This is a genomic window from Oceanibium sediminis (assembly GCF_003265325.1).
Classification (GTDB): domain Bacteria; phylum Pseudomonadota; class Alphaproteobacteria; order Rhodobacterales; family Rhodobacteraceae; genus Halovulum; species Halovulum sediminis.
Map to the genome: position 1 here is coordinate 32,472 of NZ_QGNX01000001.1, position 24,273 is coordinate 56,744.

22 protein-coding genes are annotated in these 24,273 nt (G+C 65.3%); 1 reads left to right on the forward strand and 21 read right to left on the reverse strand.

What is annotated here, in order from left to right:
* Positions 1 to 10: 10 nt before the first annotated feature.
* From DJ029_RS21890 to cmk, 10 genes are all read right to left on the reverse strand, one after another.
* A complete protein-coding gene (locus DJ029_RS21890; protein WP_232822921.1) occupies positions 11 to 466 on the reverse strand; it encodes a hypothetical protein in 456 nt (151 codons plus the stop codon).
* A 65-nt stretch (positions 467 to 531) separates the two neighbouring features.
* Positions 532 to 906, reverse strand: a complete 375-nt coding sequence (locus tag DJ029_RS21895; protein ID WP_112320313.1) for a hypothetical protein — start codon at positions 904 to 906, stop codon at positions 532 to 534.
* A 204-nt stretch (positions 907 to 1,110) separates the two neighbouring features.
* On the reverse strand, positions 1,111 to 1,416 hold the full coding sequence (locus DJ029_RS00185) for a hypothetical protein (protein ID WP_112320314.1): 306 nt from the start codon (positions 1,414 to 1,416) through the stop codon (positions 1,111 to 1,113).
* Between the two features lie 153 nt (positions 1,417 to 1,569).
* Positions 1,570 to 2,790, reverse strand: coding sequence for a tryptophan synthase subunit beta (gene trpB / locus DJ029_RS00190; RefSeq protein ID WP_112320315.1), 1,221 nt, complete (start codon positions 2,788 to 2,790; stop codon positions 1,570 to 1,572).
* A 179-nt stretch (positions 2,791 to 2,969) separates the two neighbouring features.
* Positions 2,970 to 3,638 (reverse strand): phosphoribosylanthranilate isomerase, encoded by a 669-nt coding sequence (locus DJ029_RS00195; protein ID WP_258165072.1) that lies wholly within the window; start codon positions 3,636 to 3,638, stop codon positions 2,970 to 2,972.
* Positions 3,631 to 3,987 carry a lipopolysaccharide assembly protein LapA domain-containing protein gene (locus tag DJ029_RS00200; RefSeq protein WP_112320316.1) on the reverse strand — a complete coding sequence of 119 codons (357 nt, stop codon included), beginning with the start codon at positions 3,985 to 3,987 and terminating at the stop codon, positions 3,631 to 3,633. Before DJ029_RS00200 ends, DJ029_RS00195 begins: the two co-directional genes overlap by 8 nt.
* Before the next feature lie 32 nt (positions 3,988 to 4,019).
* Positions 4,020 to 4,304: an integration host factor subunit beta gene (gene ihfB / locus DJ029_RS00205; RefSeq protein WP_112320317.1), complete on the reverse strand. Its 285-nt coding sequence runs from the start codon at positions 4,302 to 4,304 to the stop codon at positions 4,020 to 4,022.
* A gap of 91 nt (positions 4,305 to 4,395) precedes the next feature.
* Positions 4,396 to 5,310 (reverse strand): signal peptide peptidase SppA, encoded by a 915-nt coding sequence (sppA, locus tag DJ029_RS00210; protein ID WP_112320318.1) that lies wholly within the window; start codon positions 5,308 to 5,310, stop codon positions 4,396 to 4,398.
* A 1-nt stretch (position 5,311) separates the two neighbouring features.
* Positions 5,312 to 7,000 (reverse strand): 30S ribosomal protein S1, encoded by a 1,689-nt coding sequence (gene rpsA / locus DJ029_RS00215; protein WP_112320319.1) that lies wholly within the window; start codon positions 6,998 to 7,000, stop codon positions 5,312 to 5,314.
* Between the two features lie 263 nt (positions 7,001 to 7,263).
* Entirely contained in the window at positions 7,264 to 7,893 is a 630-nt protein-coding gene (cmk, locus tag DJ029_RS00220; RefSeq protein ID WP_112320320.1) for a (d)CMP kinase, read from the reverse strand.
* 156 nt (positions 7,894 to 8,049) lie between these two features.
* On the opposite strand from cmk, the gene DJ029_RS00225 reads away from it, so the two are divergent.
* A complete protein-coding gene (locus tag DJ029_RS00225; RefSeq protein ID WP_112320321.1) occupies positions 8,050 to 10,743 on the forward strand; it encodes a methyl-accepting chemotaxis protein in 2,694 nt (897 codons plus the stop codon).
* A 101-nt stretch (positions 10,744 to 10,844) separates the two neighbouring features.
* Here DJ029_RS00225 and trmB read toward each other — a convergent pair whose 3' ends face one another.
* The 11 genes from trmB to DJ029_RS00280 all read right to left on the reverse strand — a co-directional run bounded on the left by trmB (position 10,845) and on the right by DJ029_RS00280 (position 24,234).
* Positions 10,845 to 11,615, reverse strand: coding sequence for a tRNA (guanosine(46)-N7)-methyltransferase TrmB (gene trmB / locus DJ029_RS00230; protein WP_112321279.1), 771 nt, complete (start codon positions 11,613 to 11,615; stop codon positions 10,845 to 10,847).
* Positions 11,616 to 11,629: 14 nt separating this feature from the next.
* On the reverse strand, positions 11,630 to 13,168 hold the full coding sequence (gene lnt, locus DJ029_RS00235) for an apolipoprotein N-acyltransferase (protein WP_112320322.1): 1,539 nt from the start codon (positions 13,166 to 13,168) through the stop codon (positions 11,630 to 11,632).
* Positions 13,169 to 13,180: 12 nt separating this feature from the next.
* Entirely contained in the window at positions 13,181 to 14,137 is a 957-nt protein-coding gene (locus DJ029_RS00240; protein ID WP_112320323.1) for a hemolysin family protein, read from the reverse strand.
* Positions 14,138 to 14,184: 47 nt separating this feature from the next.
* Positions 14,185 to 14,709, reverse strand: a complete 525-nt coding sequence (ybeY, locus tag DJ029_RS00245; protein WP_112320324.1) for an rRNA maturation RNase YbeY — start codon at positions 14,707 to 14,709, stop codon at positions 14,185 to 14,187.
* On the reverse strand, positions 14,702 to 15,721 hold the full coding sequence (locus DJ029_RS00250) for a PhoH family protein (protein WP_112320325.1): 1,020 nt from the start codon (positions 15,719 to 15,721) through the stop codon (positions 14,702 to 14,704). The genes ybeY and DJ029_RS00250 overlap by 8 nt, the downstream gene beginning before the upstream one ends.
* Positions 15,722 to 15,925: 204 nt before the next feature.
* On the reverse strand, positions 15,926 to 17,254 hold the full coding sequence (miaB, locus tag DJ029_RS00255; RefSeq protein ID WP_112320326.1) for a tRNA (N6-isopentenyl adenosine(37)-C2)-methylthiotransferase MiaB: 1,329 nt from the start codon (positions 17,252 to 17,254) through the stop codon (positions 15,926 to 15,928).
* Positions 17,255 to 17,367: 113 nt separating this feature from the next.
* Positions 17,368 to 17,781, reverse strand: coding sequence for a Ros/MucR family transcriptional regulator (locus tag DJ029_RS00260; RefSeq protein WP_112320327.1), 414 nt, complete (start codon positions 17,779 to 17,781; stop codon positions 17,368 to 17,370).
* 208 nt (positions 17,782 to 17,989) lie between these two features.
* Positions 17,990 to 20,011 (reverse strand): M3 family metallopeptidase, encoded by a 2,022-nt coding sequence (locus DJ029_RS00265; RefSeq protein WP_112320328.1) that lies wholly within the window; start codon positions 20,009 to 20,011, stop codon positions 17,990 to 17,992.
* A 66-nt stretch (positions 20,012 to 20,077) separates the two neighbouring features.
* Positions 20,078 to 20,833: a class I SAM-dependent methyltransferase gene (locus tag DJ029_RS00270; protein WP_157966212.1), complete on the reverse strand. Its 756-nt coding sequence runs from the start codon at positions 20,831 to 20,833 to the stop codon at positions 20,078 to 20,080.
* A gap of 206 nt (positions 20,834 to 21,039) precedes the next feature.
* Positions 21,040 to 21,489, reverse strand: a complete 450-nt coding sequence (locus DJ029_RS00275) for a hypothetical protein (protein ID WP_157966213.1) — start codon at positions 21,487 to 21,489, stop codon at positions 21,040 to 21,042.
* A gap of 249 nt (positions 21,490 to 21,738) precedes the next feature.
* Positions 21,739 to 24,234, reverse strand: coding sequence for a GcvT family protein (locus DJ029_RS00280; RefSeq protein WP_112320331.1), 2,496 nt, complete (start codon positions 24,232 to 24,234; stop codon positions 21,739 to 21,741).
* Positions 24,235 to 24,273 lie beyond the last annotated feature (39 nt).

A 24,273-nucleotide genomic window follows, 5' to 3' on the forward strand; every position in this document is an offset into this window, starting at 1 on the left:
GACGGATGGCTCAATCGTCGTCGTCATCGTCATCGTCGTCACCATCGTCATCATCATCATCGTCGTCGTCATCATCGTCGTCGTCATCATCGTCGTCGTCGTCGCCGTGACTGCCCGGGCCCCGGTCATTCCGGTCGGACTCCCGCCGATCGCCGTTGCGCTCGCTCCGGCCAAGTTCTGTCCAGAGGTCCCGCAAGACCTCTCCGGTGGAGGGTACATAGACCAGTTCCCGCCGGTGCGTGTCCGATTGCGACAGGACCCGTGTCCGCCCGAGCCAGGTACGCTCCACCTTCCGGACTTCGAAGCCCTGCGCCTCAAGCTGCGAGATCACCTGGGGCAAGGCACTGTCAGTCTGGGCCCTGACATCCGACGCCGAGAGCAGGCCGACGGCAAGGCAAACCAGAAGCGCGGCAAGGCACCGGCGCAGCCACACCAGGGTAAGGCATCGTTGCAAGGGACTACTCATTCAAACCTCCTGGGCCAGGCCGGGCGGCGTTCGCACACCGCCCGCCCCGACAGGTTCAGACGTACTCAGTCATCGTCGTCGTCATCATCGTCGTCGTCATCGTCATCATCGTCATCATCGTCGTCGTCATCATCGTCATCATCATCGTCATCATCATCGTCGTCATCATCGTCGTCATCATCGTCGTCATCGTCGTCGTCGTCATCATCCCGCTCGACGGTATCCGACAGAAGCGCGCCGTCCGCGCTATAAACCAGCGTGCGCTCAAGGTCACCCTTCTTGGCCTCGATCTTGACGCCACCGTTGCCGCGCTCGATTTCAACCTCGGTGAAGCCCTGCTCCGACAGGCGCTCGATCAACCCGTCAAGGCTGAGCGTTTCCGCCGACAGACTCGTGGTCGACAGAAGCAGGCCGGCTACGGCGAGTGTTTTGAAGGTCATGGTTCAGGTCCTTTCATTTTGCTGGCCGCGGGCAAGGGTTGCCCGGCGGCATCCCCCTACGACCACGGGAACGGCACGCAGGATATTGGCCTGAAGCTTAAAGGAATGTCGCCAAACGAAAGAAATACGGCCCTAAACTCTCGTTTAGGGCCGTATTTCAAGGCTTCGATAGGGGCCGCCACCGGTTTCGGGGGCGCGGGGCGGTCAATCCTTGCGGAAGAACTTCTTCTCGCGCGGCTTGCCGTCCCAGCCGGGCTTGCCGCGCGGCTTGTCGTCACGATCCCCATGCGGAGGTTTGCCGCCGCGGAAGCCGCCGCGATCGCCGCCGCCGCTGCGGGTATCCTCGCGCTGTTCCCACTTGCGCAGCAGGATCGCCGGAAAGCTGTCACGACCGATGACGCCCTCATGGCACCAGACGGTGTTCACGGCATCGCCTTCGATGCTCTCGACCGCCATGCGCATCGAGCCTGCGGAAAGGACGACAATGTCGCCTACTTGAAAATCTGCCATGGTATGTTCCTTTTCTGAGCCGGGGCCACGGGGGCCACGCCGGCCCGCTTCAGCGCGCCTATTGCGCCTTTCAGGGGCGCTCGTCCAGTGAAATCGGCCGCGCGTCGGCCCTGTCGACAGGGCCGGTACGCTCGATCCTACCTGCCGGTGGCGTCAGATTTCGACGCCCAGCGCCTCGGCGACGGTAAAGATGTCCTTGTCGCCCCGGCCGCACATGTTCATCACCATCAGGTGATCCTTCGGCAAGCCCGGCGCGATCTTCGCCACATGCGCCAGCGCGTGGCTCGGCTCGAGCGCGGGGATGATTCCCTCGGTTTCGCAACTCAGCTTGAACGCCTCCAGCGCCTCCTTGTCGGTGACGGAGACATACTCGACCCGGCCCACATCATGCAGCCAGGAATGCTCCGGCCCGATGCCGGGATAGTCGAGCCCGGCACTGATCGAATGCCCCTCAAGGATCTGCCCGTCGTCGTCCTGCAACAGGTAGGTCCGGTTGCCATGCAGAACACCGGGCCGCCCGCCGGTCAGGGACGCGGCATGTTCCATCCGCTCGTCAACGCCATGGCCGCCGGCCTCGACCCCGATGATCCGCACCGAGGTGTCGTCGAGGAACGGGTGGAACAGCCCCATGGCGTTCGAACCGCCGCCGATACAGGCCACCAGGCTGTCGGGCAGACGCCCCTCGGCTTCCTGGATCTGCTCACGCGTTTCCTTGCCGATGATCGACTGGAAATCCCGCACCATCGCCGGATAGGGATGCGGCCCCGCGACCGTGCCGATGCAATAGAAGGTGTCCGCGACATTGGTCACCCAGTCGCGCAACGCCTCGTTCATCGCATCCTTCAGCGTCGCGCGCCCGGCGGTCACCGGCACCACCTCGGCGCCCAGCAGCTTCATGCGGAACACGTTGGGGGCCTGGCGCTCAACATCCGTCGCGCCCATGAAGACGATGCACTTCAAACCGAAACGCGCGCAGACCGTCGCCGTGGCCACACCGTGCTGGCCTGCCCCCGTCTCCGCGATGATCCGGGTCTTGCCCATGCGCCGCGCCAGCAGGATCTGGCCCAGCACGTTGTTGATCTTGTGCGCCCCGGTATGGTTCAGCTCATCCCGCTTGAGATAGATCTTCGCCCCACCCAGGCGCTCGCTCAGCCGCTCCGCGTGATACAGGGGGCTCGGCCGCCCGACGTAATGCTTCCAGAGGTAGTCCATCTCCGCCCAGAAGCCGGGATCCGTCTTGGCATGGTCGTAACAGGCTTCCAGCTCCAGGATCAGGGGCATAAGCGTCTCCGACACGAAACGTCCCCCGAAATCACCGAACCGCCCACGCTCGTCCGGGCCGGTGCGATAGGAATTCAGCATGTCCGAGGTCATCGGTCTCTCCCCTGTTGGCTGGAGCAACGCATATCCCGTCCCGCCAGACAGGTCGAGAGGTGGCGCAAAGGAATCTCGCGCACCCCTCCAAAGTCCGCAAATATCCCGGGGAGCGCGAGGGGCTGGCCCCTCGCTCCCACGCCGGCCACCCGCGGAACGGCCCAAATGGACCGGAACGCCTAGAGCCTGGGCGCTTGCCCCGCCATCGCAGCCCTCAGGAAGCCCGCGATCAACTCAGGGTCCTTGACGCCCTTCGCCCGCTCCACCCCGGAGGAAACATCGACCTGCCGCGCTCCGGTCAGGCGAAGCGCCTCGGCAACGTTTTCGGCGGTCAGACCGCCGGCCAGCATCCAGGGCACCGGAAAGCGCAGGCCCGACAGCAACGTCCAGTCGAACGCCAGCCCGTTGCCACCGGGAATCACCGCGTCCCGGGGCGGCTTGGCGTCGACCAGCAACTGGTCCGCCACGGCGCCATAGGTCTGTACCTGCGCAAGATCGCCGCGATCCGCGATGCCGACTGCCTTCATCACGGGCAGGCCGGTGCGCGCGCGAACCTCGCGCACCCGCGCGGGGCTTTCCTTGCCGTGAAGCTGGATCATGTCGACGGGCACCGATGCGGTGATCGCATCCAGCGACGCATCGTCTGGGTCGACCGTCAGCACGACCTTGCACACGCCCGGCGGCACCTGTGCCGCCAGCGCGGCGGCGGCCTCGACCGAGACGTTGCGCGGTGACGGCGGGAAGCACACGAATCCGACATAGGCCGCTCCGCCCGAGACGGCCGCGGCCAGGTCCGCAGGCGTCATCAGGCCGCAGATCTTGACCCGTGGCTTGATCGGATCAGGCACGTCCGGGCGAATTGTCGAGAATGGCCAGCACCTCGTCCTCGGGGGACATGTGCTTCTTCTTCAGCGTCTCCACCTCGCCCTTCAGCTTGGCGGCTTCGCGGTTCTTCTGGGCGGCAAGGCGGCGGTGCTTGTGCTCACGCAGCCATTCCAGGATGTACCCGATCAACAGGCCGACGAGGATCGAGACGAGGATCACGGCGAACATCGGCACGTCGACGGAAAGCGGCAGGACGTTCTTGATCCCCTCGGGCAGGACATTCAGCGTCACCATCTCGCGATTGGCGAGCGCGAGGACGATGATCGCGATCATCAGGACCGCGAGGAAGAGCAGTTTGATCAGTCGAAGCACTGGGCGCATTTCCTTTGCAGAGCGCGCGCGGCTCAGTCGTTGCCGTTCAGCCGATCGCGCAGCAGTTTGCCGGTCTTGAAGAACGGCACGAATTTTTCGTCCACCGGCACGGATTCGCCGGTGCGCGGATTGCGACCCACTCTAGCGTCCCGCTTCTTGACCGAAAAGGCCCCGAAGCCGCGCAGTTCGACGCGGTTGCCGCGGGCCATGGCCTCGATGATCTCATCGAAGATGGTTCCGACAATCCGCTCCACATCACGTTGATAGAGATGGGGGTTTTCGTCTGCGATTTTTTGAATGAGTTCCGATTTGATCATTGACCGTGAACCTCCTCGCCGCGCGCTGAAGCGTGACGTACCTCTCATCTGGGCCTGCAAGTTAGCGCAGACTTTGCGAAAAATGCAGTCTTTATTTCAGGATAGACATAAGGCGTGGGCCCTGAGGCCCCCCGATTTGCCGAAAATCGGTGCTGAAACCGGTCAACTGCCCGAGAAAACCGAATGCGGAGTCCTCCTCGACGGGCAGCTCCCATGATCTGACGGGCAGCCCGGCGGGGAAACCGTCGAGTGATTCGAGCCATGCGACCGCGGTTCTTTCGTCGCCGATCTGATCGACGAGGCCGTTTTCGAGGGCCATGCGCCCGGTAAAGGTGCGCCCGTCGGTCGCGCTGTCCAGCGCCGGGCCGCTCAGCCCCCGCGCCTCGCCCACGAGGTCCCGGAACCAGGCGTAGGTCTCGTCGACGATCGCCTGCTCCGCCGCCCGCCCTTCCCGGCTGAGGTTACGGAACTGGCTGGCCGCCGCCTTCAAGTCGGAGGAACGGATGGTTTCCACGTCCACGCCAACCCGCTCCATCAGGTCCGCGAAGGTCAGGTATTCGAAGATGACCCCGACCGAGCCGGTGATCGTGTTGCCCCGCGCGATGATCCGGTCCGCCGCCAGCGCGGCCATGTAGGCGCCCGACGCCGCGACGCCGTCCATCACCGCAACGACGGGCTTGTCCGCGGACACCCGCCGCAGGGCATCCAGCAAGGCTTCCGAGCCTACGACGGTGCCGCCCGGACTGTCGAGATGCACGATCAGCGCCGCGGCGCCTTCGCTTTCGGCGATCTGGTCGATCACGTCGTCGCGCCAAGGATCGGTATAAATAATGTCGTTCAGGGTGATCCGCGCGATATGCGGCCCCGTCGGCTGGCGCTCCATGAAGTAGCCGGCGACGCCGACCAGCACCAGAATGCCGATGGCGACAGCGAAGCCGCGCCAGAACGCAGAGCGGCGCCACTTACGGCGCCGCTCCTCGTAGAAGTCTCGGGTGATCGGATCCACCTCAGTCGTCGTCCTGACCCTTGTTCAGGGCAGCTCCGAGGATGTCACCGAGCGATGCACCGCTGGCGGAGGAACCGTACTGCTCGACGGCTTCCTTCTCCTCGGCGATTTCGCGCGCCTTGATCGACAGGCCCAGACGGCGGGTCTTGGAGTCGATGTTGGTCACGCGGGCATCGATCTTGTCGCCGACGCTGAACCGCTCGGGGCGCTGTTCGGCGCGATCACGGCTGAGGTCGGAACGGCGGATGAAGGACTTCATGCCGTCGTATTCGACTTCGATGCCGCCATCTTCGATCTTGGTGACGACCACGGTGACGACAGCGCCACGCTTGACGCCAGCGACGGCATCCGCGAACGGATCGCCCTCAAGCGCCTTGATCGACAGCGAGATACGCTCTTTCTCGACGTCCACATCGGTGACGACGGCCTTGACCACATCGCCCTTCTGGTAGTCCTGGATCGCATCTTCGCCGGAACGGTTCCAGTCCAGGTCGGACAGGTGAACCATGCCGTCGATGTCGCCTTCGAGGCCAACGAACAGACCGAATTCGGTGATGTTCTTGACCTCGCCCTCGACCTCGGTGCCGACCGGGAAGGCGGCGGCGAAGTTGTCCCACGGGTTGCCCTGGGTCTGCTTCAGGCCCAGCGAAACGCGGCGCTTCTGGGTGTCGATCTCCAGCACCATCACTTCCACTTCCTGCGAGGTGGAGACGATCTTGCCCGGATGGACGTTCTTCTTGGTCCAGCTCATTTCCGAAACGTGAACCAGGCCTTCGACGCCCGGCTCCAGCTCGACGAATGCGCCGTAGTCGGTGATGTTGGTCACGCGGCCCGTGTGGACGCTGTCCAGCGGATAGCGGGCTTCCACGTTCTCCCACGGATCTTCCTGCAGCTGCTTCATGCCGAGGCTGATGCGCTGGGTTTCCTTGTTGATCTTGACGACCTGGACCTTCACGGTCTCGCCGATTGCCAGGATCTCCGAGGGATGGTTGACGCGGCGCCAGGCCATGTCGGTGACGTGCAACAGGCCGTCCACACCGCCCAGGTCGACGAAGGCGCCGTACTCGGTGATGTTCTTGACCACACCGTCCACGGTGTCGCCTTCCTGCAGCTTCGCGACGATCTCGGCGCGCTGCTCGGCACGGCTTTCTTCCAGGATGGCGCGACGGGAAACAACGATGTTGCCGCGGCGACGGTCCATTTTCAGGATCTGGAAGGGCTGCTCGATGTGCATCAGCGCAGAGGCGTCACGCACGGGGCGCACATCAACCTGAGAGCCGGGCAGGAACGCAACAGCGCCGCCCAGGTCCACGGTGAAGCCACCCTTGACGCGGCCGAAGATCGCGCCTGCGACACGCTCTTCGTTCTCGGCCGCTTTTTCCAGGCGGTCCCAGGCTTCCTCGCGGCGGGCCTTGTCACGGCTGATGACGGCTTCGCCACGGGCGTTCTCGACCCGCTCAAGATAGACTTCGACGGTGTCGCCGATCTCGATCTCGGGGTCGTGGCCGGGTTTAGCGAATTCCTTGAGGTCGACACGGCCTTCCATCTTGTAGCCGATGTCGATGATGGCTTGTCCGGCTTCAACAGCCAGGACGGTGCCTTTGACGACGGAACCCTCGTCGGGGGTCTTCAACTCGAAGCTTTCGTTCAGGAGGGCTTCGAAGTCCTCCATCGATGCGTTTGCAGACATGTAGTTTCGGTTTCCTTACATACTGTTTTCTGGCCGTGCGGTTGGCTCCGCAGGTCTTTCGTAAAATGGGTCATGGGGCCATTGCATGTGCGACAAACAGAAAAGGGCCGGACAATTCAATCCCGACCCTGCCCTGAATTCTTTTTATCGCGCCGTGGCCTCGGCGACGACCGCTCTGTAGCCTATCCCGGACGCTCGGGCAAGGGCGAAGGCGCGATCGGCCGGCGATCCCGCCCCTGCCCCGCGGCGCGTGTGCGCACCGCTCAGCCGAGTTTCGCGCGCACCAGCGCGCGCGCCTTGTCGACGGCGTCGTCTATCGACATCTCCGTCGTGTCCAGAAGCACCGCGTCCTCCGCCTGGCTGAGCGGCGCGTCCTGCCGCCCGGCATCGCGCGCATCGCGGATTCTGAGGTCGTTCAGAACGGCATCGAGCCGCGTTTCCGGGCGGCTGTGCAACAATTCCTCGTAGCGGCGCCGGGCGCGCACCTCTTCGGAGGCGGTGACGAACAGCTTCACCTCCGCCTCGGGGCAGATCACGGTGCCGATGTCGCGCCCGTCCAGCACTGCACCGCCGGGCCGCCGGGCGAACCGGCGCTGAAAATCCAGCAGAGCCGCGCGCACCGCGGACAGGGCCGCGACACGCGACGCCGCGCGCGAGGCGACGGCGGTGCGCAGATCGTCGCGCTTCAGGTCCTCTTCCGTCAGCCGGGTCGCGATCATCTCGGCCGAGACCGGGTCGATGACGCCGCGTGCGCGGTTCATCGTCAGCACGCCGACCGCGCGATACAGCAATCCGGTGTCCAGATGCGCGAAGCCGAACTCGGCCGCCAGCGCGCGCCCGATCGTTCCCTTGCCCGCCGCTGCCGGACCATCGATCGCAACTGTGAATGTCATCTACAACCCCCGGTGGTTCCGCCCCGCCCCGTTTAGCCCCGTTCCGGGGCGGCAGACAAGGCGCAGCGGTAAGACTCGCTTAAACCCGCGACGCTATGTCAGGCGCCATACGGTATTCCGCTCACGCGGGAACTGGCTGTCAGAAAGGACTCCGTCATGCGCGTTCTGCCCCGCTCTCTCAAGCACCGGGTCACGGTACTCTTCGTCATGCTCTGCGCCGCGACCGCGTTGCTGGTCTCGGCCGTCGGCATGATCGGCGCCTATGTCGGAACCGAACGCAACACCGGACAAAGACTGACCTTCGAGGGACGCGCCTTCGCCGACAGCATCGCCCGGCTGGAGGAGGAGATGCGCACCGACCTCGGATACCTCGTCCAGCAGGTACGGCGCGAAGAGCTGATCTCAGGCCTGTCCTACGCCCTGATGCGTGAGCGGAACGCCGGCGGCACCCCGGTCCGGGACAGTTTCATCACCAACAATCCCAATCCGGCGGACCAGCGCGACCTGCTCGACAACCCCGAGGGCGGCAGTGACTACGCGCGGCGTCACGGCGTGTTCCACCCCGGTTTCCGCACCCTGCGCAACGGTCGGGGCTACGGCGATATCTACCTGATCGATGCCAAGGGCACAGTGGTCTACTCCGTCGCCAAGGCCGATGATTTCGCCACCAACCTGTTATCCGGCCCCTACAGCGACAGCGGCCTGGCGCGGGCCTTCGCCAAGGCGCTCGACGCGGGGCCAGATGTGCCGGTTGCGGTCGATTTTGCCCCCCACGCCGCGGCGGACGGGCTGGCGAAGGGCTATACCGCCAGCAGTTTCGAGGTTTCGCACCCGCTCACCGGCGATACCCAACTCGGCGGCGTCGTGGTGCTGGAAATTCCCGCCGACCAGCTGACATCGGGCAAGCCGGGCGCGAACTACGTGCTGAACAGCGCCAACACGCTGCTCTCCGATTTCTCGGCCACCAGCGAGGTCGAAACATTCTCGACCACGCTGCCGCTTGATTCGCTGGCGGTGGCGCATGATCCGGACGCGATCGCGGACCGTGCCGGCCTGTCCGGGGATCGTGTGCTGCTGAAAGCCATGCCCGTCGATTTTCTCGGCCTGCGATGGATTGCGGTCAGCGAAATCCCCTACGCCGATGCTTTCGGCTTCCTGCACTCCATCCTGGTCCAGATCGCGCTGGCCACGCTGGTCATCCTCGCCGTGGTTGCTCTGATCGCGGTGGGGATCGTCGGGTCGGTGACGCGTCCGGTCCTGTCGCTTGGCAGCCGCCTCGACAGCCTGGCGGAAGGGGATATCGAATCGGACATTCCCTACCTCGAGCGGGGGGACGAACTCGGGGTCATGGCGAGATCTGTCACCGCCTTGCGCGATGCCGCGGGCGCAGCGCAGCGCCTGGAAGCCCAGGCGGCGGCGGAACGCCAGCAGGCGGACACTGCGCGCCAGGCGATGATGGTAGAGCTGAACAGCAGCTTCGGCCGACTTGCCAGCGCCGCGGCGTCCGGCGACTTCTCGGTCCGTATCGACACCGCTTTCGACGACCCGACGCTCGCGGGCATGTCACGGGATCTCAACGCCCTGATGGAAAACACCGGGGCCGCCTTCTCCGATATCGAACATGTCCTCGCGGCCATCGCCGGGGGCGATCTGACCGAAACCATGGACGGGGAGCGCAGCGGCGCCATCGCCCGGTTGCAGGACGGCGTCAATGTCACCATCGACACGCTGCGAAGCGTGATCGGCCAGGTGCGCACCGCCCTCGGGCAGCTGAACCAGACCGCCGCGGAAATGGCCGAAGGCTCCCACGCGCTGGCCGATCGGACCGAGGGCCAGGCCGCATCGCTCGAGGAAACCTCCGCCACGATGGAGGAAATGTCGGCGAACGTGAAAGCCAATGCCGGCAACGCTACAGAGGCTTCCGACCTTGCAGAAAAGGCGCGCGGCCGGGCCGAGGAAGGCCAATCCGTCGTCGCCGGGGCCGTGGCGGCCATGGAAACCATCTCGCAAGGGTCGCAGCAGATTGCCGAGACCATCGCCGTGATCGACACCATCGCGTCCCAGACCAACCTGCTCGCGCTGAACGCGGCCGTCGAAGCCGCTCGCGCGGGCGAGGCCGGGCGCGGATTCTCCGTCGTTGCGGAGGAGGTGCGCGAACTCGCCCGCAAGACATCCGAAGCCGCGAAGGATATCTCGGCCATCGTGGAGAAAAGCGCCATCCAGGTGAAATCCGGGGTGCAGGAAGTGAACCGGGCGGGCGAAGTGCTGAATGACATCGCCGGGTCCATCTCCGCCGCGAGCGAAACCATGTCCGAGATCACCCGCGCCAGCCGTGAGCAGGCCAGCGGCATCGCCGACATCTCGGCGGCGGTGGCACATATGGACACGGTAACGCAGGAAAACGTGTCCCTCGCCGATCGCAGCCGGGACAACGCGCAGGCAGTGATGTCGCACACGAAGACATTGGAGCAGACGATCAGCCGGTTCCGGCTTGGCGGCGCGCAACAATCCGTCATCGCCCCGCCCACGGCGAAACCTGCCGCATCCGCTACCCCGGGCGCAGATATCCGCGCCTATTCCGAGGAAGCGCGCGAACCGGCGACGGAAAAGCCAGCGCCAAAGGGTGCAGATCCGGCCCGCGAGAGCCCGAAGGCCCCGGCCAAACCGGCGGAAAACGCCCCGGTCAAGGCGGTAAGGCCAGAGCCGAAACCAGCCCCCGCGCCCCCGCCGCGGCCGACGGAAACAGCCTCAGCCACGGTCAAAGCCCCACCTAAAGCCGTTGTGAAAGCCCCGGTGGCGCGTGAACCGAACCAGGCCGTGGCCGAGGAAGAAGACTGGTCCAGCTTCTGACGGTTCGCGGCGATACGGAACTCACCGAAGTGCGAGTCCTCAGGTGTGGCCCCCGCTTGGCGTGCCAAGGGCAAAAGGCCGGAGCGGAGGCGCCTGGTCGGTCAGACCGGTGTCGCGGTGCGACGGAAACGCAGGTAATGGGGCACCCGCCCCTCGCGCAGCGCCTTTGCCTCGTAACGGGTGGACTGCCAGTGCGGCCAGGGCGCGCGCCAGTCCTGGGGGCCCTCCGCCAGCCACTCGAACAGCGGCGACACGCGGGCGATCGCGTCAAGCGTGTGACGCACGTAGTCCGGAATATCCGTTGCCACCCTGAATTCGGCCCCCGGCTTCAGCACCCGCGCGAACTCGGCCAGCGTGTCCGGCTGGACAAACCGGCGGCGGTGGTGCCGCTTCTTCGGCCAGGGGTCTGGGTACAACAGGTAGATCCGCGACAGGCAGTCGGGCTCCAGCACGTCCAGCAGATCCCGGGCATCCCCGGCGTGCAGACGCACGTTCCGCGCGCCATCCTCCGCAATACGGGGCAGGAGCATCGCCACGCCGTTCACGAAAGGCTCGCACCCGATCAGGTCCACCTCCGGCCTGCGGGCGGACAGGGCGCGCAGATGCTCCCCGCCGCCGAAGCCGATTTCGAGCATCCTCGGCGCTTCCCGCCCAAAGGCCGCCGTCAGGTCGATGGGCCTGCGCTCGGGATTCTCGTCCCAACCGACGCCACTGAGCTGCAACTCGGGAAGCGTCTCGTTGAGATGCGCAACCTGCCCCTTGCGCAGCGTCTTGCCGTGCCGCCGCCCGTAGAAATTGCGCCACGGCGCGCCGTCCGCGCGCGCCGGAACGCCGGCGCCGGGTGTGGATGTCTTTGAAGGATGTTTGCCCATGGCGGCGCGCTTTATCAGGCGCGGCGACCGGGCGCAACGCGCCTGCTTGCAAGCCAGCATCCACCGAGCAACGCCATGAGCACCGCGAAGACCGGCAGGTCGCCGCCCCGCGCATAGGGCGTCGGGGGCAAGGGCGCCGACACGCGCGCGTCGAGGTGCCCTTCCTCGCCAAGCGGGATGCTGGCGGCGACGCGCCCGCGCGCATCGATGACCGCCGAAACCCCGGTATTGGCCGCGCGCACCAGCGGCAGCCCCTGTTCGATCGCCCGCATCCGCGCCTGGGAAAGGTGCTGATACGGACCGCTCCAGGTGCCGAACCATGCGTCGTTGGTGATCTGGACAAGCCAGTCCGGGCGGTTCGCGCCGCGCAGGATCTCATGCGGGAAAACGGCCTCGTAGCAGATCAGCGCCTGGAACCCCGGCAGCCCGGGCACGGAGATCAGCCGCGGCCCCGGCCCCGGCGTGAAGCCACCGACCAGCCCGTCCGCCAATTCCCCGAGGCCGATTCGGTCCAACATCCCCGACAGGGGCATGTACTCCCCGAAGGGCACCAGGTGATGCTTGTCATAATGTGCCTGAACCGCGCCCCCCGGTCCGATGACCGCCAACGCGTTGAACCAGCCCTGATCCGGGTCGAACCGCCGGATCCCGAGCACCACGGGCACCGCGCCCCCCGCGGCGGTGCTGATACGCTCCATCAGGCCGGGGCGTTCGCCGAGCAGGAACGGCACCGCGGTTTCGGGCCAGATCACGACATCGGGGGCTTCGCCGGCTGCGGGGGCCGCGGTCGAATCCATGAGGCGCGCGAAGAACACGGGCACCATCTCGGGCGCCCATTTCAGGTGCTGTGCTGCATTCGGTTGGACCAGCCGCACGACCGGCCCGGCCACCGTCTCAGTCGGCGTGGCAAGCCGCATCGTTCCGCCCACCCAAAGCGCGGCGACTCCGAGCGCGGCCAGCACCACGGGCACCGGGCGCAGCAGGCCCGGCAGCGCCATCAGCGCCAGCATCACCGCGCCAAGCCCATGCGGCCCGACAAGGGAAGCGGCTTGCACGACCGGCGTTTCGACCCATGCATAGGCGGGCAAGGCCCAGGGAAACCCGGTGAACACGTAGCTGCGCGCCCCTTCGGCCAGCGTCAGTGCCGCGGCCATAACCAGCGGGTCCCACCAGCCGCGCCCCGACGCTAGGCGACGCGCGAGGAAGAACCCCAGCGCCCAGAACAGGGCCAGCCCTCCCGCCATTCCCAGAAGCGCGAAGGGCGCCATCCAGCCGTGGCGGGCGACATCCACGAAGAACGGCTCCACGATCCAGGTCAGGCTCAGCCCGAAGTAACCGGCCCCCGCCAGCCAGCCGAGCGCCGCCGCGCTGCGCGCGGACGGCGCGCTGCGCCAGAGCCACAGCAAAAGCGGCACCGCCAGGACCCAGAGGTAGGGAAAGTCGATAGGCGCCTGGCCCAGCGCCATCGCCAGGCCGGTCAGCACCGCAAGAAATGCCCGTGCGCGGCGTGAGCGTGCGGCGCACCAGCTTTCGGCGCGCTGAACCAGGGTCATCGAGTCATGGGGTCACTCTGCCGCCCGGTCCAGACTGACACCGTCACGCAAGCGGATGCGCACACGTTTGACCATGCGCGGGTCGGCGTCCACCACCTCGAATTCGTGGCCTTGGGGATGGGGTATGACCTCCCCCCGCAACGGCACGCGACCGGCGAGCATGAAGACCAGCCCGCCAAGGGTTTCAACATCCTCGTCCAGCTCGTCCGCCAGAAGATCGACGCCGGCAACCTCCTCGAAATCCTCCAGGGGGGCGCGGGCGGAACACAGGTAGACGCCCGGCGCCTCTTCCTTCCAGGGCACGGCTTCCTTGGTGTCATGCTCGTCCGCGATATCGCCGACGATCTGCTCGACCAAGTCCTCTATCGTCACCAGGCCGTCGACACCGCCGTACTCATCGATCACCAACGCCATGTGGATCCGTTCTGTCTGCATCTTCTGCAACAGCACCCCGATCGGCATGGAGGGCGGCACATAAAGCAGCGGCCGCAACATGACAGACAGGTCGAAATCCTTCGACCGGCCGTTGAAGCCGTACCGGAGCGCGAAATCCTTCAAGTGCAGGAAGCCGACCGGCGAATCCAGCGTATCGGTATAGACCGGCAGGCGGGTGTAGGTGCTCTCGCGGAAGACCGCGACCAACTCGTCCATGCTGGACGTATCGGGGACCGAGACGACATCGGCGCGCGGCACCGCGACGTCCTCCACCCTGACATCGCGCATGTTGCGCAGGTTGATGAGCATTGCCTGATGGCCAGCCTGTTCCGCGCGAATGTCGTCACGCTTCTTGCGTTCCTGCGCCGTTTCCGGCTCGGCAGGTCCGTCTTCCGTGTCCAGGCCGAGGATGCGGTTGAAGAAGCCCATCGCCCCCGTTGCCGGTTCGCGTGTCTGTTCTTCGCTGTTTGTATCGTCCTCAAAAGACTGCGCGCCCCGCGCCGCCGTAGAGGATCCGTCGTTTGTGTCGCCCATGGCTCCAATATCTGCAGGGGGCTTTTGGCCGCCTTGCCTAACCTAACTCAATCGTTGTCTTCGCTTTCGGCATATGGGGATGCCACCCCTACCGAAGCAAGAGCCCGAATTTCGATACCTTCCATAAGGGCGGCATCGGACTCCGTCTCATGATCATATCCCAGAAGATGTAAACAGCCATGTAAAATCAGATGAAGACTGTGCAAATCGACAGGAATACCCCTTTCGCGTGCTTCCTTCGTCACGGTTTCATAGGCAATTGCCACGTCGCCAAGACTTGTCGCGCCGAACGGACTGGCGGGAATCAGCCGATCCGGCGCCGCGCCGGGGTGCTGCGGAAACAGGTCGAGCGCGGGCCAGGACAGCACATTTGTCGCACTGGACTTGCCGCGGAATCGGCTGTTGAGCGTCGCGATGGTGGCGTCGTCACAGGCCAGCAGGCCGATTTCCACGGCGCGCGTTTCGATGCCCGCCGCCTCCAGCGCCAGTTCGGCGGCCTGTTCGGCAATCTTTTGAAGGCCGGTTTCATCCCAGCGCGGGTCTTCGACCACCAGGTCTATGATCTCAGTCATCCGAGGGGGTCACCGCCTCGTAAGCCTCGATGATGCGCGCGACCAGCGGGTGGCGCACCACGTCCACCGCCTTGAACCGCGAGAACGCGATTCCCTTGACCCCTTGCAGGATCCGCTCCGCCTCCAGCAGGCCCGAGGCGGTGCCCCGGGGCAGGTCGATCTGCGTGCGATCCCCGGTGATGGCCATGCGCGACCCTTCGCCCAGGCGGGTGAGGAACATCTTCATCTGCATCGTCGTGGCGTTCTGCGCCTCGTCCAGCACGACAAAGGCGTTGGACAGCGTGCGCCCGCGCATGAAGGCGAGGGGCGCGATCTCGATCTGCTTTTCCTCGATCAGCTTGGCCACCTGCTTTCCGGGCAGGAAGTCATTCAGCGCGTCATAAAGCGGCTGCATGTAGGGATCGACCTTTTCCTTCATGTCGCCGGGCAGGAAGCCGAGCCGCTCGCCCGCTTCGACGGCGGGGCGGGACAGGACGATCTTGTCCACATGCCCGTCAAGGAACATCGACACCGCCGCCGCGACGGCGAGGTAGGTCTTGCCGGTCCCCGCCGGGCCGATGCCGAAGACCAGTTCATTCGTGAACAGGTTGCGCACGTAGGCCTTTTGCGCGGGTGTGCGCGGCTCGACGATCTTCTTGCGGGTGCGGATTTCGACGTGGTCGCCGCTGAACATCTCCAGCTGGTCCGTCGGGCCGGCGGGGTCCGCCTCGGGGGTGGAGCCCATGCGGATCGCGCCGGTCACGTCGCCCGGCTCGACCGTGCGGCCCTGTTCCAGCCGCTGGTAGAGCGCGTGCAGCACGTCGCTGGCGCGCTGGACCGACACCTCGGGCCCGTGCAGGACCAGCTCGTTGCCGCGCCGGGTGATCAGGATGCCAAGAGTCTGTTCGATCTGCGCGAGGTAGCGGTCATGCTCCCCGCAGAGGTCGATCAGCAAGCGATTGTCGGGAAAGCTCACGGGGCGTTCGGTGAGCGTGTCAGAGGCGGGTGTGTCCTGCAGGGCCTGGGTCGCCAAGGTATCTCCGAAAGATGCGGGTGCCTGTATGGCAGGTATGGTGACGCCTGCGCGGTGGAGTGGCAAGGGAAAACCGGGAGGGCGACCACGACGATTTCGCGACAGGACGCCCGGCCGGGCGCGCCGGGGCGGCGCAGTTGCCTCCGGCGGGGATACTTGGGGACTTTGGAAGGGGGGCGCGGTGCGGGGTGTGCTGCGCCAGGCTCAGTCGACGCGCTCGCCCGACAGGGAGTTGGTTTCGCTGGCGGTGATCCGCACCGGGACGATCTGCCCGGCGGCGGCTTCGTCCGCCACCAGGTGCACCGCTTGCAGGTAGGGCGAGCGGCCGACCATCTGGCCGGGCAGCCGGCCGGGCTTTTCCAGCAAGACCGGCAGGATGCGCCCGATCATCGACTCCTGGAAGTCCGCCTGGTGGCGCGACAGTAGCGCCTGGAGTCGGTGCAGGCGTTCGGATTTCACATCCTCGGGCACTTCGGTTCGGCCCGCGGCGGGGGTGCCAGGGCGCGCGGAATACTTGAAGGAATAGGCCTGCGCGTAACGCACCTGTTCGCACAGGGCGAGGGTTGCCTCGAAATCCTCGTCGGTTTCGCCGGGGAAGCCGACGATGAAATCCCCCGAGAGCGCGATGTCCGGGCGCGCGGCGCGCACCTTCGCGATGACGTCGAGATAGGCGTCGGCGGTATGCTTGCGGTTCATCGCCTTGAGGATCCGGTCCGAGCCCGATTGCACCGGCAGGTGCAGGTAGGGCATCAGCTTTTCGACCTCTCCATGGGCGGCGATCAGATCCGCGCTCATGTCATTGGGGTGCGAGGTCGTGAAACGGATCCGCTGCAAGCCGTCGATGGCGGCAAGCTGGCGGATCAGCGCGGCAAGGGTCACCGGCCCCTCCGGCCCGGCGCCGTGGTAGGCGTTGACGTTCTGGCCGAGCAGGGTGATTTCAGCCACGCCCCGCTCCACCAGGTCCCGCGCCTCGGCGATGATGCGTTCAGCCGGGCGCGACACTTCCGCGCCACGGGTATAGGGCACGACGCAGAAGGCGCAAAACTTGTCGCAGCCTTCCTGCACGGTGAGGAAGGCCGTCGGCGCGCGCCGAGCCCGCGGGCCGCGGGCAGCGGGCAGGTGGTCGAACTTGTCTTCCTCGGGGAAGTCCGTGTCGAGGGCGCGCTGGCCGCTGCGCACGGCCGCCTCCATCTGCGGCAGGCGGTGGTAGGCTTGCGGGCCGACGACCAGGTCCACGGCAGGCTGACGGCGAAAGATCTCCTCGCCCTCGGCCTGGGCGACGCAGCCGGTGACGCCGATCTTCAGGTCCGGGTTCCGCGCCTTCAGCGGTTTCAGGCGGCCAAGCTCGGAGTATACTTTCTCCGCCGCCTTTTCGCGGATGTGGCAGGTGTTCAGCAGGATCATGTCCGCGGTTTCGGGGCTGTCCGTCGCCTCGTACCCGGCGGCTTCCAGGGCGCCAGTCATCCGCTCGCTGTCGTAGACGTTCATCTGACAGCCGTAGGTTTTGACGAACAGTTTCTTCGGCGCACTCATGGACGGGTCCTTCAGGCGGGCGTTCTGGAAAAAACGGCGCGCAAGGCCCCTGGCCCGCGCGCCGACGTCTTATCCGTTGCAGCCGCCGGCTGCAACGTCACCATGCTTGCGCATTACTTGCGCGGCTTGCGTCCCAGGCCGATCTTCTTGGCCAATTCCTGCCGTTTCGCGGCATAGCTGGGCGCGACCATCGGGTAATCGGCCTTCAGGCCCCACTTCTGACGGTAGTCGTCAGGGGTCATGCCATAGGCCGCCATCAGGTGACGCTTCAACATCTTCAGTTTCTTGCCATCTTCGAGGCAGATGATGAAGTCGTTGGTAACGGACTTCTTGATCGGAACAGCAGGCACCAGCTCCTCCACCTCTTCTTCGGCGGGCTCCGACAGATTCGCCATCGCGGCATATACCGACTTCAACATGTCGGTCACCTGGTCTGGTTGCAGGGCGTTATTGCTCACGTAAGACGCAACGACATCCGCACTCATAGCCAAGAGGTCCGCTTTTTCGATTGTCTGCTCCTCAGCCATTATTCTGTTCCTTCTTTTCCCGGATTGAAGCGTGTTGGGCCGCCGATATACAGGCTAATGTGCCCAACCTCGCGGCTTGGCCAGCATATATTATTGAGAAAACAAATGGGCAAGTCGGAAATGCGAAATCGGCGCATTTCTGCATATATTGATGGAGCCCAAGAAAATTCTTGAAAAGTAATGACCATGAACGGCCATGAATTTATATTCAGGCATCCAGCCCCCGCTGGCGCAAAAGCGCATCCACGCTTGGCATCTGGCCGCGAAACGCGGTGTAAAGCGCCTCAGGCTCTGCGCGGCCGCCTGCTCCATAGATGTGACGCTCAAGCGCGGCGGCGGTTTCGGCGTCGAAAACATCGCCTTTTTCGGTGAATGCAGCGAAGGCGTCAGCGTCCATCACCTCGGACCACATGTAGGAATAGTAGCCCGCGGAATAGCCGTCCCCCGAAAAGACATGCAGGAAGTGCGGCGTCGCGTGGCGCATGACGATCGCCCCCGGCATGCCGAGGCGGGCCAGCGTATCGGCCTGCGCGGCCATCGGGTCGGCCGGGGCCGGGCCGCTGTGCAGTTCAAGGTCCACCAGGGCGGATGCGACGTATTCCACCGTCGCGAAGCCCTGGTCGAAATTCTCGGCCGCAAGCAGCCGGTCGGCCAGATCGCGGGGCATCGGCTCGTCCGTTTCCGCGTGGCGGGCGAAGGTCGACAGCACCTCGGGGGTGGACAGCCAGTGCTCGTAAAGCTGGCTTGGCAGTTCCACGAAATCCCGCGCGACGTTGGTGCCCGAGATCGAAGGATAGGTCACGTCCGACAGCAGGCCGTGCAGCGCGTGGCCGAATTCATGGAACAGCGTGCGCGCGTCGTCAAAGGTCAGCAGCGCGGGCTCCCCCGCCCCCGGCTTCGCGAAGTTGCAAACGTTGAGCACGATGGCGCTGACGTTCTCGCCCAGCTTGTGCTGATCGCGCAACCGCGAGCACCACGCGCCGGAGCGTTTCGGGCCGCGGTTGAAATAGTCGCCGATGAAAACGCCGACATGGGCCTCGCCGCGCCGCACTTCCCAAGCGCGGGCGTCGGGGTGGTGCAGCGGTGTTTCGACCGGCACGAAGGACAGGCCGAACAGGCGGTGCGCAACGTCGAAGGCGGCGGCGATCATGTTGTCGAGTTCGAGGTAGGGTTTCACCTCCGTCTCGTCGATGTCATGCTCTTCGCGCTGGCGTTGCGCGGCGTAGTGGCGCCAGTCCCAGGGTTTCAGCGTGTCGTTCACGCCGTCGGCGTGCAACCGCGCGGCCAGTTTCCCGGCGTCCGCCTCGGCCTGCGCCTTCGCCGGGGTCCAGACCGCCAGGAGCAGATCGCGCACCGTGTCCGGATCCCCGGCCATTTCGGTTTCCAGCTTGAAATGCGCGAAATCCTTGTAGCCGAGCAGCTTCGCACGCTCCTCCCGCAGGGACAGGATTTCGGCGGCAATGGGGGCCGTCGCGGTTTCCGCTGACATCTCGCCCCGGCTGGCCCAGGCGCGGAACGCCTTTTCGCGCAAATCGCGGCGGGTGGAGAATTGCAGGAACGGCACGATCAGGCTGCGCGACAGGGTGATGACCTGCCCCTCCATGCCGCGTTCCGCCGCCGCGCCGCGCGCGGCGGAGATCACGGCGGGGGGCAGGCCGTCCAGCTCGTCATCGGCCAGCGGCATCACCCAGGTTTCCTCGTCCTTCTGGACGTTCTGCGAGAACATGGTGCCGAGCGTGGCGAGGCGTTGCATCACCTCGGCCAGCCTGGTGCGCGCCGCCCCCGTCAGCTGCGCGCCGGAGCGCAGGAACCGCCTCCGGGTCAGCAACAGCACCCGTTGTTGTTCCTCCGTAAGCCCCGAGGTGTCCCGGCCCTGCCAGACCGCCTCGACCCGGGCGAACAGGTCCGCGTTCATCATGATTTCGGAGGAAAACGCCGCAAGCCGGGGCGAGAAATCCCGCTGCAACGCGCGCCGGGTGTCGTTCCCGTCGGTGGAGGTGAGGTTGAAGAACACGCTCAGCACCTTGTCGAGCGTCGTCTCCGCACGTTCCATCGCAGCGATCGTATTCTCGAAATCCGGCGCTTCGGGGTTGTTTGCGATGGCGCGGTAGGCGGCGCGTGCTTCCTCGAGCCCCTGTTCGAAGGCGGGGGCGAAGTGGCTGTCCTCGATCAGATCGAAGGGCGGCAGGCCAAAGGGCCGGTCCCAGGGCGCGGTCAGCGGGTTGGTCATCGCGGCGGTCCTCTCTCACAGGGTCCGGACAGAGGTAGGGGCGTCAGGAACGAAGGTCCAGATGCGTCAGGCCATCTTTCGCCACGCCAGCGCGTGAAGGTCGTGGGTCAGACGATCGTCAAGCGGCTCCAACCGGGCGTTGTCCAGCCCCAGCAGTTTGAGGTTTACCCCGTTTTTCTGCGCAAGTTCCTGGCGGGCCATGCCGGCAGCCTCATCGAGTTCCGTTCCGTCATCGCAGATATAGGTGATCGTTGTCATCCGCTCCCCCATGGGGTCATGGCGGTGCAGGAAGCCGACATCGGGCATTTCCGGGGTGAGCACAGGGATGTAGCGCGCGGCGACGTCGGTATCCTGGAAGAAGTACTGCGCGTTGTAGAGCATCAGCACGCCACCGGGGCTCAGGTGCCGGTCCAGTGTCGCAACTAGTTCTTGGAACAGGCTGAACGGGAAGGCCGCGCTTATGTTCACCTGGCCCTTGGTCAGCGGGTAGCGACACAGCACGCTGAAGGCGGTGATCAGGTCGAAGGTGCCGTGGGCGGCCAGTTGCGCTTCGTCCGCGTGAAAGATACGGGCCTTGCCGGCGCAAACGGTCCGCGCCGTTTCCAGCACCTGTTCGTTGACGTCGCAACCGCTGATCTCCGCACCGGGGAAGGCCTGCCCAAGGCTGAGGCATTCATACCCCTGCGAACACCCGAACGACAGGATCCGCTCGGGCGGCTGCCCGTGAAGCGCCCCGGCCAACGCGGCGAAATGCAGGTCGGAACGCCCGGCGGACGTATGCGTATTCGTCTGCGCACGGGGCAAAGCGTCGAGGTTAAGCACCACATCCTCCTGCTGTTGGCGCACAAGGGTTTCGCAGCTTTGGGTGAATGAATGCTTAAAGCCTCGTGACGGGACGGCGCCTGGCACCGAGGCATGGCACACAGGCATATGCGCGGCCGCCGCTGCCCGTCAGGTCCTCGAATAGACACCCCCCGGAAATCGGTCTGATTTCCGGGGGGAGGAAAGCCCACGAGGGGATGCAGCGCTCACTCGGCGTCGAACTTCATGAACACCAGTTCCGAAAGGCTGTAGGCGTTCGGATCGACCCCCAGGTCCGCGGCAAGCTGGACTTCGCCCAGCGGCGGAACCGGCCCGGTCATCCCGTCTGAGCGGGCGAATTCATCCGGGTGGTCGTACTCGCTCGAGTCGTCTTCCAGGATCGATTTCAGCAACGCCAACTGGTCCGTCGAGTACTCGCTGGCATTGACGCCCAGGTTCCGGGCGAGTTGCTGCTTTTCGGTGCCGGCCCCTGTCGGGGCGTTTCCGTTGCCGATGATCGCGCTCAGCAGAAGCTCACGCTCGGCCGTGTTGTCGACACCTTCGATGATCGCTTTCATCTGCGCGAGTTGCGCGGTGGTGTAAGCCCCCGAATCGACGTGCAGCAACCTGGCAAGCTGCTCGGACTGGGACTGCGCCTGAGCCGGCGAAAGGGTCACGGAGACCCCGAGACCGGCGACAAGCAACGAAAGCGGAATGATTCTGGTCATATGCAATTTTAGGCACATCGCGATTCCTCCATTTCATGAAGTCATGAGTCGCGGGCACATGTCGCCCGCAGGTCTGGTAATCGGACGAAAGCAAAAGCTGACCTGCGTCGAACTGTAGCAATTCGAAACATTCAGGTATTGACATATCTCAACCGGAGGCCGCGCAAACAGGCCCGAGAAGGGTTGGCGGGACGGCGCTCAGCCGTCCATGCGAATAGCCGCATTGGCCGGATCGTAGGGGCTGTCCTGCATGATTTCGCAGTCCCAGAGCCGGTTCTGCATCCGCACCTTCAGCCTTTGCCCCGGCCCCATCGCGGGGGGCACGTAGCCCATGCCGATCGACTTGCTGAAGGCCACCGAGTAACCGCCCGAGGTCAGCCGCCCGACCCTTTTATCGCCATCATAGAGCGCCTCGCGCCCCCAGGGGTCGGCGTCCGGAGGCCCGTCGATCAGCAGCGTGACGCATTTGGAGCGGATCCCCGTCGCCTGCATCGCCGCCTTGCCGTGGAAGTCCTTCGACAGGTCCACGAAGCGCGGCAGGTCCGCCTCCAGCGGGGTGGCGTCGCGGCCAAGCTCGGTGCCGAAGGCGCGGTAGCTCTTTTCCTGCCTCAGCCAGTTCTGCGCCCGTGCGCCGACCAGCTTCAGCCCCTCGGCCTCGCCCGCCTCCATCAGCCGGTCAAACAGGTAGGTCTGCATTTCCATCGGGTGGTGCAACTCCCAGCCCAGCTCTCCGGTGTAGGCGACGCGGATCGCCATGACCGGGCACATCTTCAGCTCGATATGGCGCATGGACAGCCAGGGGAAGCGCTTGTTGGACAGGGCGCTGGCCGGGTCGGCATCGACGATCAGCTTGTTCAGCACGTCCCGCGATTTCGGCCCGGCGATGGCGAAAACGCCGTGCTGGGTGGTCACGTCCTGGATCTCGATATAGCCAAAGTCCGGGGCCTTATCCTCGGCCGCCTTGCGCAGGTAGTCGGCGTCATAGGCCGCCCAGGCCCCGGCGGAGACGAGGTAGTAGCTGTCCTCACCTTCCCGCACGATGGTGTACTCGGTCCGCGTGGTGCCTGCGTCAGTCAGCGCGTAGGTCAGGTTGATCCGCCCCACGCGCGGCAGCTTGTTGCAGGTGAACCAGTCCAGGAAGGCCGTCGCCCCCGGCCCTTTCACGCGATGCTTGGCAAAGGCGGTGGCGTCGATCAGCCCGACGCCGTGGCGGATCGCCTTCGCTTCCTCCACCGCGTATTGCCACCAGCCGCCGCGCCGGAAGCTGCGCGCGTCGTGGTCGAAACTGTCGGGCGCATCGAGGGGACCGAAGTAGTTCGGACGCTCCCAGCCGTTGACCTGGCCGAACTGCGCGCCCAGCGCCTTCTGGCGGTCATAGGCGGGGGCGGTGCGCAGGGGGCGGCAGGCCTCGCGCTCCTCGTCGGGGTGGTGCAGCACGAAGACGTGGGAATAGCATTCCTCGTTCTTGCGCGCGGCGTATTCCGTGGTCATCCAGTCGCCGTAGCGCTTGGGGTCGAGGCTGGCCATGTCGATTTCCGCCTCGCCCTCGACCATCATCTGGGCAAGGTAGTACCCGGTGCCCCCCGCCGCCGTGATGCCGAAGGAAAAGCCCTCGGCCAGCCACATGTTGCGCAGGCCCGGCGCGGGGCCAACCAGCGGGTTGCCATCGGGCGTGTAGCAGATCGGGCCGTTGTAATCATCTTTCAGACCCGCATTCTCCGACGACGGAATGCGGTGGATCATTGACATGTACTCTTCCTCGATCCGCTCAAGATCCAGCGGGAACAGGTCGGCGCGGAAACTGTCGGGCACCGCGAATTCAAAGCGCGCCGGCGCGCCCTGCTCATAGGGCCCGAGGATCCAGCCGCCGCGTTCCTCGCGCACGTACCACTTCGCGTCGGCATCGCGCAGGACCGGGTGTTCACCGTGGGTCTTGCGATACGCCACCAGCGCGGGATCGGGTTCGGTGACGATATACTGATGTTCGACCGGAATCGCGGGGATCTTGATGCCCAGCAGGCCCGCGGTGCGCTGCGCATGGTTGCCGGTGGCGGTGACCACATGCTCGGCCCGGATTTCGAAGATCTCCTCGCCCGGGACCAGGTTGCCGCCCTTCTCGACCATCTTCGTGCCGCGCACAATCCACTCAACGCCGGTCCATTCGTAGCTGTCCACCTGCAGCTTGCGATAGATCTCCACCCCGCGCTGGCGCGCGCCCTTGGCCATGGCCTGGGTGACATCGGCGGGGTTGATATAGCCGTCCGTGGGATGAAAGATCGCACCCTTCAGATCATCGGTGCGCACCAGCGGCCAGCGCTCCCTGATCTGGGCGGGGCTCAGCCACTCATACGGGATGCCCACCGTTTCCGCGGTGGAGGCATAGAGCATGTACTCGTCCATCCGCGCTGCGCTCTGCGCCATGCGCAGGTTGCCCACCACCGAAAACCCGGCGTTGAGGCCCGTCTCCTCCTCCAGCGTCTTGTAGAACCTGACCGAGTAGTCGTGGATGTGGCTGGTCGCGTAGCCCATGTTGAACAGGGGCAACAGACCCGCCGCATGCCAGGTGGAGCCGGAGGTCAGCTCGTCCCGCTCCAGCAGAACGACATCCTGCCACCCGGCCCGTGCCAGGTGGTATGCGATCCCCGCCCCGACGGCACCGCCGCCGACAACCAAAGCTTTCACGTGGGTTTTCATCGCGCTTCCCTCCGACGTCCTGACATCAGAGATCGCAGG

Excerpts from the sequence above, each read along its gene's own strand:
- lnt (WP_112320322.1), bottom strand. The coding sequence starts at position 13,168 with ATGACCCTGGTTCAGCGCGCCGAAAGCTGGTGCGCCGCACGCTCACGC.
- trmB (WP_112321279.1), bottom strand. The coding sequence starts at position 11,615 with ATGGGCAAACATCCTTCAAAGACATCCACACCCGGCGCCGGCGTTCCG.
- DJ029_RS00265 (WP_112320328.1), bottom strand. The coding sequence starts at position 20,011 with ATGACCAACCCGCTGACCGCGCCCTGGGACCGGCCCTTTGGCCTGCCG.
- DJ029_RS00260 (WP_112320327.1), bottom strand. The coding sequence starts at position 17,781 with ATGGCTGAGGAGCAGACAATCGAAAAAGCGGACCTCTTGGCTATGAGT.
- ihfB (WP_112320317.1), bottom strand. The coding sequence starts at position 4,304 with ATGATCAAATCGGAACTCATTCAAAAAATCGCAGACGAAAACCCCCAT.
- DJ029_RS00185 (WP_112320314.1), bottom strand. The coding sequence starts at position 1,416 with ATGGCAGATTTTCAAGTAGGCGACATTGTCGTCCTTTCCGCAGGCTCG.
- DJ029_RS00280 (WP_112320331.1), bottom strand. The coding sequence starts at position 24,234 with ATGAAAACCCACGTGAAAGCTTTGGTTGTCGGCGGCGGTGCCGTCGGG.
- rpsA (WP_112320319.1), bottom strand. The coding sequence starts at position 7,000 with ATGTCTGCAAACGCATCGATGGAGGACTTCGAAGCCCTCCTGAACGAA.
- trpB (WP_112320315.1), bottom strand. The coding sequence starts at position 2,790 with ATGACCTCGGACATGCTGAATTCCTATCGCACCGGCCCGGACGAGCGT.
- ybeY (WP_112320324.1), bottom strand. The coding sequence starts at position 14,709 with ATGACTGAGATCATAGACCTGGTGGTCGAAGACCCGCGCTGGGATGAA.
- DJ029_RS00240 (WP_112320323.1), bottom strand. The coding sequence starts at position 14,137 with ATGGGCGACACAAACGACGGATCCTCTACGGCGGCGCGGGGCGCGCAG.
- DJ029_RS21895 (WP_112320313.1), bottom strand. The coding sequence starts at position 906 with ATGACCTTCAAAACACTCGCCGTAGCCGGCCTGCTTCTGTCGACCACG.
- miaB (WP_112320326.1), bottom strand. The coding sequence starts at position 17,254 with ATGAGTGCGCCGAAGAAACTGTTCGTCAAAACCTACGGCTGTCAGATG.
- cmk (WP_112320320.1), bottom strand. The coding sequence starts at position 7,893 with ATGACATTCACAGTTGCGATCGATGGTCCGGCAGCGGCGGGCAAGGGA.
- DJ029_RS00225 (WP_112320321.1), top strand. The coding sequence starts at position 8,050 with ATGCGCGTTCTGCCCCGCTCTCTCAAGCACCGGGTCACGGTACTCTTC.
- DJ029_RS21890 (WP_232822921.1), bottom strand. The coding sequence starts at position 466 with ATGAGTAGTCCCTTGCAACGATGCCTTACCCTGGTGTGGCTGCGCCGG.